Below are 12167 nucleotides of genomic sequence, written 5' to 3' on the forward strand. Positions count from 1 at the left end.
GTAAGAAAGGCTAAGTGCACGTCGTATAAGGCCTGGCGGGGATGTCAACAATCCATAAAAAAAATAGATAATTTGATCGAGTGCTGATTTCTTCAACGAAGGTGAAGAAAGTTCTTATGACCTGGCGCAAATTTTGTGTCATCTGGATACAGACGGGAGATGCCGGATGGCGACGTAAACGTCTTATCCGGCCTGAGGGCATATTTCCGTAGGCCTGATAAGCGAAGCGCCATCAGGCAGGGGGTTATTCCGCTTTGGCCGTGGTGTGAACCATATAATTCACATCGACACCGGGTCCCAGCTTGAAGGTGTTGGTGATAGGGTTGAAATGCAGCCCGGTCATATGGCGTTCCTGCAATACCGTCTGATCCACCCAACCTAACAGCTCCGCAGGTTTAATAAATTTTTTCACATCATGTGTCCCTTTCGGCACCATGCGTAAAATATATTCCGCACCGACAACCGCCATCAGCCACGATTTGCCGTTACGGTTGAGCGTTGAGAAGAACACGTCGCCGCCGGGTTTCACCAGTTGTGCACAGGCTCTGACCACCGATTGCGGATCGGGCACATGCTCCAGCATTTCCATACAGGTCACGACATCGTACTGATGCGCGTGTTTCGCCGCGTGTTCTTCCACGGTTTCTTGCACGTAATCGACCTGAATCCCGCTCTCCAGCGCATGCAGTTTTGCGACCTGCAACGGCTCAAAGCCCATGTCCAGGCCAGTTACGGTGGCACCTTCACGCGCCATACTCTCGGCCAGAATGCCGCCGCCGCAGCCGACGTCGAGCACCTTTTTACCAAACAGACCACCAGAACGCCCGGCAATATAACCCAATCGCAGTGGGTTAATGCGATGCAACGGCTTAAATTCGCCTTCCAGATCCCACCAGCGTGACGCAACTGCTTCAAACTTCGCAATTTCTTCGTGATCGACGTTGTGGTTTACCGGGGGTTTTTCGGCATTCATCGGGGCTTTTACTCCTTATTTGGCAAGACGAATGAGTATATCAGGCATTCACTCTGAATAAAGTGCGAAGGTTTACCTCAATCTGCGCGGTTGTGTTATAATTTGCGACCTTTGAATCCGGGATACAGTAGAGGGATAGCGGTTAGATGAGCGACCTTGCGAGAGAAATTACACCGGTCAACATTGAGGAAGAGCTGAAGAACTCTTATCTGGATTATGCGATGTCGGTCATTGTTGGCCGTGCGCTGCCGGATGTCCGAGATGGCCTGAAGCCGGTACACCGTCGCGTACTTTACGCCATGAACGTATTGGGCAATGACTGGAACAAAGCCTATAAGAAATCAGCCCGTGTCGTTGGTGACGTAATCGGTAAATACCACCCGCATGGCGACTCTGCGGTATACGACACCATTGTCCGTATGGCACAGCCGTTCTCGCTGCGATATATGCTGGTGGATGGCCAGGGGAACTTCGGTTCCATCGATGGCGATTCCGCAGCGGCGATGCGTTATACGGAAATCCGTCTGGCGAAGATTGCCCATGAGTTAATGGCCGATCTGGAGAAAGAGACGGTTGATTTTGTCGACAACTATGACGGCACGGAGAAAATCCCTGACGTTATGCCGACCAAAATCCCTAACCTGTTGGTGAACGGTTCTTCCGGTATTGCGGTAGGGATGGCGACGAACATTCCGCCGCACAACCTGACTGAAGTGATTAATGGCTGTCTGGCCTATATTGATGACGAAGAGATCAGCGTTGAAGGCCTGATGGAACACATTCCTGGCCCGGATTTCCCAACGGCGGCGATCATCAACGGTCGTCGTGGTATTGAAGAAGCTTACCGTACCGGTCGCGGCAAAGTGTACATTCGCGCTCGCGCGGAAGTCGAAGCTGACGCAAAAACCGGTCGTGAAACCATTATCGTGCATGAAATTCCATATCAGGTGAACAAAGCGCGCCTGATCGAGAAAATCGCGGAACTGGTAAAAGACAAACGCGTTGAAGGCATCAGCGCATTGCGTGACGAGTCTGACAAAGACGGCATGCGTATCGTGATTGAAGTGAAACGCGACGCGGTCGGGGAAGTGGTACTGAACAACCTCTACTCCCAGACTCAACTGCAGGTCTCTTTCGGTATCAACATGGTGGCACTGCACCATGGTCAGCCGAAGATCATGAACCTGAAAGATATCATTTCAGCGTTTGTGCGCCACCGCCGTGAAGTGGTGACCCGCCGTACCATTTTCGAACTGCGTAAAGCCCGCGATCGTGCGCATATCCTTGAAGCACTGGCGATTGCGCTGGCGAACATCGACCCGATCATTGAGCTGATTCGTCGCGCGCCGACCCCGGCAGAAGCGAAAGCGGCATTGATCGCGCGTCCGTGGGATCTGGGCAATGTGGCTGCGATGCTGGAACGTGCCGGTGACGACGCTGCGCGTCCGGAATGGCTGGAGCCAGAATTCGGCGTGCGTGACGGTCAGTACTATCTGACAGAACAGCAGGCCCAGGCGATTCTGGATCTGCGTCTGCAGAAACTGACCGGTCTTGAGCACGAAAAATTGCTCGACGAATACAAAGAGCTGCTGGAACAGATCGCGGAACTGCTGCACATTCTGGGCAGCGCCGATCGCCTGATGGAAGTGATTCGCGAAGAGCTGGAACTGATCCGCGATCAGTTTGGTGATGAGCGTCGTACCGAAATCACCGCCAACAGCGCCGATATCAATATCGAAGATCTGATCAACCAGGAAGATGTGGTTGTGACCCTGTCTCACCAGGGCTACGTGAAGTATCAGCCGCTGACCGACTACGAAGCACAACGCCGTGGTGGGAAAGGCAAGTCGGCTGCACGTATTAAAGAAGAAGACTTTATTGACCGTCTGCTGGTGGCCAACACCCATGACACGATCCTCTGCTTCTCCAGCCGGGGTCGTCTGTACTGGATGAAGGTTTATCAGTTGCCTGAAGCGAGTCGTGGTGCGCGTGGTCGTCCGATCGTTAACCTGTTGCCGCTGGAAGCCGACGAACGTATTACCGCCATCCTGCCGGTTCGCGAATACGAAGAGGGCGTGAACGTCTTTATGGCGACCGCCAGCGGCACGGTGAAGAAGACAGCGCTGACTGAATTCAGCCGCCCACGTTCCGCCGGGATTATCGCGGTGAACCTGAACGACGGCGACGAACTGATTGGCGTGGATCTGACCTCTGGCTCCGACGAAGTCATGCTGTTCTCGGCGGCAGGCAAAGTGGTGCGCTTTAAAGAAGACGCTGTCCGTGCAATGGGTCGTACTGCGACCGGCGTACGCGGCATCAAGCTGGCAGGCGAAGATAAAGTTGTCTCCCTGATTATTCCACGTGGCGAAGGTGCGATCCTGACCGTGACGCAAAATGGTTACGGTAAGCGTACGGCGGCGGAAGAGTATCCGACCAAGTCCCGTGCGACGCAGGGCGTTATCTCTATCAAAGTAACCGAACGCAACGGTTCTGTTGTTGGCGCGGTGCAGGTCGATGACTGCGATCAGATCATGATGATTACCGATGCCGGTACGCTGGTGCGTACTCGCGTGTCGGAAATCAGCGTGGTAGGGCGTAATACTCAGGGCGTGATCCTCATCCGTACTGCGGAAGATGAAAACGTGGTGGGTCTGCAGCGTGTGGCTGAGCCGGTGGATGACGAAGACCTCGACTCTATCGACGGTAGCGCGGCGGAAGGGGATGATGATATCGCCCCGGAAGCGGAAACCGACGATGATGCAGCAGATGACGCTGACGAGTAATTCGCGGGTTTAACGACCGCACAAAAGGGAGGCGCTGCCTCCCTTTTTTACATCCTGAATTCACCATTTCCCCTTATCAAAAGTTATGTGCGGGGAGTTTTTCTTTCAATGTATAAAAATACAAAAATAAATGAATAATTATAACTCTGTGAAGGTGCTCACTGTTTGTTCATCCATTTACCGTTAACTTTCCTGTTACCAAACCGCGATATTTGCGATCCCTTACTGGCAGGAGAGCTGAAAAATTATTAAATAAAATCATCTGAAGTTTTTAAGACAAAAGCGTTGGCTGCCTTCATCTGTCAGTTCACTTCTGACGGATGAATATACTTATACCTACACGTTGGGAGTTAACTATGATAGTTGAAATTGCAGAAGGCTTTATCCATCTTTTCCAGAGCGCAGGTAAGATATTTTCCGGAATGATCGTCAGTACCATTCCGATGCTGATAACCTTAATTTTGACCGTTAATTTTATTATGAAATTAATTGGCCAACAGCGAATGGAAAAAGTCGCCACCCTGATGGGGAAATCAAAAATATTAACCTACGGAATTTTACCAAGTTTTGCCTGGTTCTTCCTTAGTAGTCCTGGTGCGCTGACGATGGGGAAATTTCTACCTGAACGCTGTAAACCTGCTTATCAGGATGCGCTGGGCAGCACCGTACATCCATTGACCTCTCTGTTCCCACACATTGTGCCATCTGAACTCTTTATCTGGCTGGGGGTAGCCGCAGGCCTGACGCGACTCGATCTGCCCGTCGCCGACCTGGCATTACGTTATATCGCTGCGGGTATTCTACTCGGCTTTATCCGTGGTTTTCTTACGGAATATATCTTCACCCGGCTGGAGAAACGCGAACTTAATCAGGAATAAGGGAAAACAATGAAAGTACTATTTTCGGCTGACGTCGTAAAGGCTGGAAGAAAAGTGGAAGAGGGACTGCTTAATGGCATGTTGATTACGTTTAATGACCGCGCTCCGGAAGATTATCTTGATTATGTACTGGTCATTAAGAATATTGTTTGTGATGTTTCCCCATTACAAAAAACAATGGATTATGTTCTGCAGATTAATCATCAGACCTGGAATATAACCTGCTGGGGAGAGGCGGCCTGGCAAAATTTATGTGAGTTAGGTCATGTGACGGTGGTATTTGACGGGGCTGAAAAGCCAATAGCCTATGGTTCATTACACGTAAACAGTCATTGTTCTCCATCCGTAAATGAATTGAATGGCCCATTGACAATAATGAGGAAAACCAATGAAAACCGTACTGATTAAAAAAGGTCATTCAGGGATTGGCGATGACATGTATTTATATCGCGATACCCGCATGGTAATACTGTCGCTAACCGGGAAAACCATTGATCCGGTCGCGAAAAAACTGGGTGAAATGCTGGACATGACCGTGGTTAACGGTTTTGACGCCATGCCCGATGATAAGAAAATCCTTTGTGTGGTCATCAACTGTGGCGGTTCACTGCGCTGTGGCATTTATCCGCAGAAAAGAATCAAGACAATCAACGTGCTACCTACTGGTGCGATGGGGCCGCTGGCGAAATATATCACCGAAGATATCTATGTCTCTGATGTCAGTCTTGAATCGCTTTCGCTGATTGAAACCATTAATCAACCGGTAACCGGGGGGGAAAATGTTGAACTCAGCGAGCCTCTTCCGGCAGGCAATGCCTGTGCCGTAGCTCACGATCGGGTGGAGGCAAAATCACGCGGTTCCGCGACCAACACTGCGCTGGAGTTGATGACGCGTTTTGCGACGGGGATCGGTAACTTTGTCAGCCTGCTTTACTCCTCGGCGCGTGAATCGGTCGAGCTGTGTATTAAAAACGTGATCCCCTTTATGGCCTTCATCTCGGTTCTGATCGCTCTGGTTCAGGAGACCGCGATTGGTCAGTGGACCGGGAATGCGCTGTCGCCGCTTGCCGGATCGTTAACCGGCCTGTTTGTGATTGCGATTATCTGTGGTCTGCCCTTCATCTCTCCCATTCTGGCTCCCGGCGCGGCGATTGCGCAGGTCGTTGGCGTGCTGGTAGGAACGCTAATCGGTAGTGGGGTGGTTTCACCGCTGATGGCGTTGCCGGCGCTATTCGCGATTAACGTCCAGGTCGGTGCCGACTTCATTCCCGTTGGGCTTTCCATGCAGGAGGCGAAAGAGAAAACCATTCGTCTTGGTGTCCCCTCTTTCTTGCTGTCACGGATGATTACCGCGCCTCTGGCGGTGGCCATCGGTTATCTGTTTTCGTTTGGCTTATTTAATTGAGGAAATGTGTAATGAACAAAATCAATGCCGCGGTGGTGGGGGCCGGTATTTATGGCAAACATCATATCAATGCGTATCACTATAATCCGTGGGTGAACCTGGTGGGATTTTGCGAGATCAATCCGGATATTCGCGCCAACGTTGCGGCGGAGTTTCAGGTGCCTGGTTATGCCTCACTTAAAGAGTTGTTTGCCGCGACGGACGTTGATCTGGTGTCAATCGCTACGCCAGATCCGTTCCACTTTGATGCCACGATTGAGGCCATCAGGGCGGGTAAACATGTGCTCATTGAAAAACCGATGGCGACGACGTCTGCGGAATGCCGGGAAATCATCCGCTGCGCGCAGCAGGAGGGAGTGAAGATTGGCGTCGATTACCATAAGCGTTGGGACGGGATGGCACAGCATATTCATCATGAGCTGTTGAAACCCGAAACCGGCCAGGTCCTGCGTGGCTATATGAGCATGGACGATATTATTGACGTGCCGAAAAACTGGCTGTCATGGGCGAATGAGAGTTCTCCCGTTCATTTCCTTGGAACGCATTGTTTTGATTTAATTCGATATTATATGAACGGCGCTAATGCTGTGAGCGTCTATGCGATAGGACAGAAGAAGAAGCTGGTGGCGGAAGGCATTGATTCCTGGGACACCATTCAGTCCTTCGTTACCTTTGATAATGGTGCGCAATGGACCGTTGAAGTGGGGTGGTGCTTACCACCTTCATTCCCCAAAGCAAATGATGGTCGTAGTTTTGTTATTACCGAGAATAACTATTATCGTGCCGACGCGCAGTTGCGGGGATATGAAATGTTCACCCCTCAGCGCAGTGCAACACCCAATTATAATTTTATTAATTACGTTAATAATAAAGCCAGTGGCTATGGGATTCAGCCAATACATGATTTTGTTGAGCACATATTATTTGATGCCCCTTATTTGGCAACCGCAGATGATGGGCTGCAGGCAACGTTAATTTGCGAAGCCGTGCATCACTCGTTATCGACAGGAAGTATTGTGCAGTTATAATTAACCGACAGCTTACGCCTCATAAACAGTTTTCTGGCTTTAATTCCTCTGATTAAGGCAGGGTTCTTTATTCCCCCACAACCCGGTCAATGATCATCGTTTATGAGGCGCTTTTTCTTTATTCATATTAAGATAGCAATATTGCAGTGCGTGGAAAAAAAGCGTGTGTAATGACATTTTCAGCGCGGCGAAACTGAGGGGGCTGACGCTGGACTGAGGCGTATATAAGGTGACATCGGCAAGCGTCGCGCCGCTCTGATGGCAGGCGACAGCCAGTGAGGCGGCTTCATGCTCACGAATCAAGGTAATCAATTGATTATCCGGCTCATCTTTTAGTCCAGGAAGCAGGATAACGGAATCACAATCCGTCAGGGTGTTTGTCAGCAATGAATGGGCATTCTGGTACTCCACGGGAATGCAGACTTTGCCAATATCACTATAATCCTGAATGATATTGCTGAGTAATGAGCTCAGTTCTCGCGGATGACAGAAATAGAGGTTACGGCTGGAATTAATAATTTCAAAGAAAGTATTAAGGGCCGCAGGGTTATTATTATTAATAAACTCGCCAAGAATAACATTGTTTTTCGTTGCCTGGGACGGAAGCAGTGCTTCAGGTTCGCTACGCAGACACTTAATTAAATCATATTTAAATGAAGTAAAGCCGGTATAACCGAGAGATTGCGCAAAGCGAACGATGGAGGGTTGACTGGTTTGCGTCTTTTTTGAAATTGCCGTCGACGTCAGTTTTTCCGCGCCCGATAATGTAGCCAGAATGTAACGGCTAATTGTTTGTTCCGCGTGCGTACCTGTTTTTACCAGTAACTGAAGTTGTTCGATAATGTTCATTGAGGTCCCTCGGTTTTGTTTATTATGACAGATACACTTTATCCTTCAAGCAGCCTCTGTGTTGGCTGCGGAACGACTTGGTTCATCCGTGAGCTTCACCCAGACGGCCCGTCACTTTGCGACAAGCAAATCGGCACCTGACTGATTTGTCAGAATCCCCAGCCACATCGTTATCTCTGCGTCTGGGGATGACAGAAGAGGCGTCCATGCCATCTGAAGGATTTTGTGTACAACCACGAACCCGAGGGGTTAATTCATCCTTTCCACAATCATCGCAATACCCTGACCGCCACCGATGCACAGCGTCGCCAGGCCCAGCGTTTTGTCACGTGCGCGAAGCGCATGCAGCAACGTCACAAGAATCCGCGCGCCACTGGCACCGATCGGATGCCCAAGCGCAATCGCGCCGCCGTTCACGTTCACCTTTTGTGGGTCGAAGCCCAGCGTTTTACCGACGGCGAGGAACTGCGCGGCAAAGGCCTCATTGGCTTCAATCAGATCGATATCGGAAAGCTGCAATCCGCATTGTTGCAGTGCTTTTTGCGTGGCAGGTACCGGCCCCATCCCCATCAGCGCGGGTGCGACGCCGCCGCTGGCGTATGCCTTAATTCTGGCCAGCGGTTTCAGGCCCGCCGACAGTGCGGCGGATTCTTCCATGACCACCAGCGCCGCCGCGCCGTCGTTGATCCCTGAGGCGTTACCGGCGGTGACGGTACCGGCCTTATCAAAAGCCGGACGTAGTGCGGCAAGACCTTCTGCCGTTGAGTCAGCTTTGGGGAACTCGTCGCGATCAAAGACGATGGTTTTTTTACGCGACGTGACGCTGACCGGCACAATTTCTGCCTGGAAGGCGCCAGAATGAATGGCGGCTACCGCTTTTTGCTGGGAGAGCAGCGCCAGCTCATCTTGCATTTCGCGGCTGATACCGTATTCGCGGGCGACGTTTTCAGCGGTGATCCCCATATGATAGCCATGAGTGGCACAGAGCAGACCATCGCGCAGAATCACATCCGACAACTGGCCGTCGCCGAGGCGATAACCCCAGCGGGCTTTCGCATCCAGCAAATAGGGGGCCAGACTCATGTTTTCCATGCCGCCAGCGATCAGCGCCTGTGCTTGTCCCGCCTGGATCGCCTGGGCCGCCAGCGCGACGCTTTTAAGCCCAGAACCGCAAACTTTGTTAACAGTAAAACCGCAGACGGTTTCGCTAAGTCCGCTTTTTAGCAACGCCTGGCGCGCCGGGTTTTGTCCCAGACCGGCCTGTAGCACGTTGCCCATGATCACTTCATCTACGCGCTGCGGATCGAGTTGTGCGCGTTCCAGCGCGGCGTTAATCACGATCGCGCCAAGATCGATGGCGCTGGTTGTTGCCAGCGCACCGTTGAAGCTGCCGATGGCGGTACGTGCCGCGCTGACGATGACACAATTTTTCATCTTCTGTTCCTTAAAAGTGAGTGGCTGCCGTCAGAAAAAGGTCAGGCCGACAACAAAAATGACGCCGGAGAAAAGCAGGGCGGTGATGCAATACCCCATAATGTCGCGAACCCCCAGCCCGGCGATGGCCAGTGCGGGAAGCGCCCAGAAGGGTTGCGCCATGTTCATCCACTGCTCGCCGTAGGCGATTGCCATGACGGACTTACCGAGATCGGCCCCTAACGCCTGTGCGGCTGGCATCACGAACGGCCCCTGAATAACCCAGTGACCGCCGCCTGATGGCACGGCAAAGTTGATGAGCGCGGAGCTGAAGAAGGTCATGACCGGGAAGGTGTCTTTATTGGCGACGTTGATGAAGAATTCGGTGATCAAACCGCCGAGGCCGGAGTGTTCCATCATTAACTGGATCCCGGCATAGAACGGGAACTGCACCAGGATCCCGGCGGTGCTGCGTGCCGCGGCGCTAATGGCACGCATATAGGCCATTGGCGTTTTGTGCAGCAGCAGACCGGCAATCATGAACATCAGGTTGACGGTGTTGATGGTGATATTGAACCCTTTCTCGGCGAAGTAGATCCCGAGATAAGCGATGCCTAACGCCCCAATGATCAGCGCAAGGATACGACTCTCTTCCAGTTTCTCTGACGGAGGCGCATCTGCCGGCAAGGTCTTCTGGAAATCAGGTTCTTCCATCAGCAGTTTTGGATCAACGCTGACAACATCTGACGGTTTTGGCGTCATCATGCGGGTGATAAACGGCATGACCACAATCAATCCGACGGTGATGAAAATGTTGAAACCAGTGAACAGGGTATCGCTGACCGGAATCAAGCCCGCAATATGTTCAACCGGGTTGCCCGGCGTTGCCGCCAGCAAAGGCATTGAGCCTGAGAAGCCGCCACCCCAGGTCAGAAAACCGATATAGGCGCAGGCAATCAGTAGTGGATAATCGGATCCCGGCACGCGACGGGCAACTTCACGGGCAAACATCGCTCCAACCACCAGACCGAAGCCCCAGTTGATAACGCAGGCGACGGAGCCAAAGAAGGTCACCAGCATTACGCCCTGTGCGGGCGTTTTAGCGGCAGATGCGGCGGTGCGCAGCAGGTTTTTCACCGGGCCAGAACTGGCCAGCGCGTGGCCTGTCACGATGATCAACGCCATCTGCATCCCGAAGGCCAGCAGGTTCCAGAAGCCGTCCCCCCAGAAACGCACCATACTGATCGGCGTTTGCGGTGTTAACCATAGCGCGATGCCGAACGTCAGCAGCGTCAGCAGCATGGCGAAAATCAGGGGGTCGGGCAGCCAGCGGCTGACGAAGCGCGTCATGAAACGCGAGATACGGCCAATCATGCATCACCTCGCTGAACGACCAGATCGGCGGCAACGTCAAACTGTGCTTCAGTTTTCGCACGCAGGGTAGCAAGGTCGCATCCGTCGACGATTTCCGTCAGCCACATCTTGCCGTCGATAAAGCGGAATACTGCGAGTTCAGTGACCAGCACATGCACAGCGTGTTGGGCCGTCAGCGGCATGGTGCAGTGGCGGAGGATTTTCGCCGAGCCATCTTTCGCGCAGTGCTCCATCGCGATAATGACTTTGCGCGCGCCGGTTACCAGATCCATCGCGCCACCCATACCGGGTACCATTTTGCCGGGCACAACCCAGTTCGCCAGGTTAGCCTGTTCATCAACCTGTAATCCACCCAGCACGCAGGCGTCCACATGACCGCCACGGATCAACGCGAATGACATCGCGCTGTCGAACATCGCGGCACCCGGCAAAATCCCGCAGGGTTGGCCTCCGGCGTTCACCAGATCGGGATGTGCGGTCGTGACCGGACCCAGTCCGAGAAATCCGTTTTCTGATTGCAGGGTGATATGAATATCATCCGGAAGATAATTGGCGACCATCGTCGGCAGGCCAATACCTAAGTTCACGATGTCACCATCGTGAAGTTCTTGCGCCACGCGGCGCGCAATACGTTGTTTCGCGTCCATTATTTGCTCTCCTGTGGAATGACGATATGGTCGATAACAGCACCGGGTGTAACGATCTGATCGGGCAGCAGATCGCCTGTCTCAACGAGTTCGTCAGGTTCCACCAGGCTGATATCGGCGGCGAGGGCAATAAGTGGGTTAAAGTTGCGGGCGCTAAGTTGATAGGTCAGGTTACCGAGAGGGTCGGCACGGTGGGCGCGGATGAGCGCCAGATCGGCACGCAACGGGCGTTCCAGCAGCCAGGTTTTGCCATCAAGCGTCAGGGTTTGCTTGCCATCTTCCACGATGGTGCCGACGCCGGTAGGCGTGAGGAAACCGCCAAGTCCTGCGCCGCCGCAGCGGATTTGTTCAACCAGCGTACCTTGCGGCACCAGTTGAACTTCCATCTCTTTGGCAATCATTCGACGCCCGGTTTCCGGGTTGGTGCCGATATGTGACGCAATGACTTTGTTCACCCGGCCATTGACGATCAGTGGGCCGATACCGGTATCGACAAAAGCGGTATCGTTGGCGATCAGTGTCAGGTCTCTGACGCCGGATTCGAGTAAGGCTTCGACAAGGCGAGGCGGGGTCCCTACCCCCATAAAACCGCCAACCATGATGGTCATGCCGTCACGAAAGAACCCGGCAGCGTTTTGTAAGGTAATCAGTTTTGTTTTCATTATGTTTCCCTTTTGCATACTCCATTTTGGGTACGTAAAGGGAATAGCAAGCGGGATGCCAGAATGGCTAATAGGGGAAATAATTATTTAACTTATTGAATTACTTAAATTATTTATTTTCGTGTTGTGGGCGTAGTCAGCGGGTGTTATGCAGA

The 12167-nt window shown here is 52.4% G+C and carries 11 protein-coding genes; 5 read left to right on the plus strand and 6 right to left on the minus strand.

The genetic code is table 11. From position 1 onward, the window contains the following. Window positions 1-244 precede the first annotated feature (244 nt). The gene (gene ubiG / locus KE671_RS19210; protein ID WP_206164175.1) at window positions 245-973 is read right to left on the minus strand and encodes a bifunctional 2-polyprenyl-6-hydroxyphenol methylase/3-demethylubiquinol 3-O-methyltransferase UbiG; all 729 of its coding nucleotides are present in this window, start codon (window positions 971-973) and stop codon (window positions 245-247) included. A 146-nt stretch (window positions 974-1119) separates the two neighbouring features. Between ubiG and gyrA the strand changes: the two genes are divergently transcribed. The 5 genes from gyrA to KE671_RS19235 all read left to right on the plus strand — a co-directional run bounded on the left by gyrA (window position 1120) and on the right by KE671_RS19235 (window position 7067). After that, entirely contained in the window at window positions 1120-3756 is a 2637-nt protein-coding gene (gene gyrA, locus KE671_RS19215; RefSeq protein WP_206164176.1) for a DNA topoisomerase (ATP-hydrolyzing) subunit A, read from the plus strand. A gap of 356 nt (window positions 3757-4112) precedes the next feature. Then, complete coding sequence (srlA, locus tag KE671_RS19220; protein ID WP_042317872.1) at window positions 4113-4634, plus strand: PTS glucitol/sorbitol transporter subunit IIC; 522 nt, start codon at window positions 4113-4115, stop codon at window positions 4632-4634. Window positions 4635-4643: 9 nt separating this feature from the next. Next, window positions 4644-5042 carry a PTS glucitol/sorbitol transporter subunit IIA gene (locus KE671_RS19225; RefSeq protein WP_206164177.1) on the plus strand — a complete coding sequence of 133 codons (399 nt, stop codon included), beginning with the start codon at window positions 4644-4646 and terminating at the stop codon, window positions 5040-5042. Next, complete coding sequence (srlE, locus tag KE671_RS19230; RefSeq protein ID WP_206164178.1) at window positions 5023-6039, plus strand: PTS glucitol/sorbitol transporter subunit IIB; 1017 nt, start codon at window positions 5023-5025, stop codon at window positions 6037-6039. The genes KE671_RS19225 and srlE overlap by 20 nt, the downstream gene beginning before the upstream one ends. An 11-nt stretch (window positions 6040-6050) precedes the next feature. Next, entirely contained in the window at window positions 6051-7067 is a 1017-nt protein-coding gene (locus KE671_RS19235; RefSeq protein WP_206164179.1) for a Gfo/Idh/MocA family protein, read from the plus strand. A gap of 93 nt (window positions 7068-7160) precedes the next feature. On the opposite strand, the gene KE671_RS19240 is transcribed toward KE671_RS19235, so the two are convergent. From KE671_RS19240 to atoD, 5 genes are all read right to left on the minus strand, one after another. Then, on the minus strand, window positions 7161-7916 hold the full coding sequence (locus tag KE671_RS19240) for a MurR/RpiR family transcriptional regulator (RefSeq protein WP_206164180.1): 756 nt from the start codon (window positions 7914-7916) through the stop codon (window positions 7161-7163). A gap of 249 nt (window positions 7917-8165) precedes the next feature. Then, the gene (locus KE671_RS19245) at window positions 8166-9350 is read right to left on the minus strand and encodes an acetyl-CoA C-acetyltransferase (protein WP_206164181.1); all 1185 of its coding nucleotides are present in this window, start codon (window positions 9348-9350) and stop codon (window positions 8166-8168) included. Between the two features lie 30 nt (window positions 9351-9380). After that, window positions 9381-10703 (minus strand): TIGR00366 family protein, encoded by a 1323-nt coding sequence (locus tag KE671_RS19250; protein WP_042317883.1) that lies wholly within the window; start codon window positions 10701-10703, stop codon window positions 9381-9383. Then, complete coding sequence (locus tag KE671_RS19255; RefSeq protein WP_206164182.1) at window positions 10700-11350, minus strand: 3-oxoacid CoA-transferase subunit B; 651 nt, start codon at window positions 11348-11350, stop codon at window positions 10700-10702. The genes KE671_RS19250 and KE671_RS19255 overlap by 4 nt, the downstream gene beginning before the upstream one ends. Next, window positions 11350-12012 carry an acetate CoA-transferase subunit alpha gene (gene atoD, locus KE671_RS19260; RefSeq protein ID WP_206164183.1) on the minus strand — a complete coding sequence of 221 codons (663 nt, stop codon included), beginning with the start codon at window positions 12010-12012 and terminating at the stop codon, window positions 11350-11352. Before atoD ends, KE671_RS19255 begins: the two co-directional genes overlap by 1 nt. Window positions 12013-12167: the final 155 nt, after the last annotated feature.

The sequence above is a fragment of the Citrobacter amalonaticus genome (assembly GCF_018252635.1).
Lineage (GTDB): Bacteria > Pseudomonadota > Gammaproteobacteria > Enterobacterales > Enterobacteriaceae > Citrobacter_A > Citrobacter_A amalonaticus_E.

What these genes read in the sequence shown, in the direction of transcription:
- ubiG (WP_206164175.1), bottom strand. Translation starts at nt 973, where the DNA reads ATGAATGCCGAAAAACCCCCGGTAAACCACAACGTCGATCACGAAGAA.
- gyrA (WP_206164176.1), top strand. Translation starts at nt 1,120, where the DNA reads ATGAGCGACCTTGCGAGAGAAATTACACCGGTCAACATTGAGGAAGAG.
- srlA (WP_042317872.1), top strand. Translation starts at nt 4,113, where the DNA reads ATGATAGTTGAAATTGCAGAAGGCTTTATCCATCTTTTCCAGAGCGCA.
- KE671_RS19225 (WP_206164177.1), top strand. Translation starts at nt 4,644, where the DNA reads ATGAAAGTACTATTTTCGGCTGACGTCGTAAAGGCTGGAAGAAAAGTG.
- srlE (WP_206164178.1), top strand. Translation starts at nt 5,023, where the DNA reads ATGAAAACCGTACTGATTAAAAAAGGTCATTCAGGGATTGGCGATGAC.
- KE671_RS19235 (WP_206164179.1), top strand. Translation starts at nt 6,051, where the DNA reads ATGAACAAAATCAATGCCGCGGTGGTGGGGGCCGGTATTTATGGCAAA.
- KE671_RS19240 (WP_206164180.1), bottom strand. Translation starts at nt 7,916, where the DNA reads ATGAACATTATCGAACAACTTCAGTTACTGGTAAAAACAGGTACGCAC.
- KE671_RS19245 (WP_206164181.1), bottom strand. Translation starts at nt 9,350, where the DNA reads ATGAAAAATTGTGTCATCGTCAGCGCGGCACGTACCGCCATCGGCAGC.
- KE671_RS19250 (WP_042317883.1), bottom strand. Translation starts at nt 10,703, where the DNA reads ATGATTGGCCGTATCTCGCGTTTCATGACGCGCTTCGTCAGCCGCTGG.
- KE671_RS19255 (WP_206164182.1), bottom strand. Translation starts at nt 11,350, where the DNA reads ATGGACGCGAAACAACGTATTGCGCGCCGCGTGGCGCAAGAACTTCAC.
- atoD (WP_206164183.1), bottom strand. Translation starts at nt 12,012, where the DNA reads ATGAAAACAAAACTGATTACCTTACAAAACGCTGCCGGGTTCTTTCGT.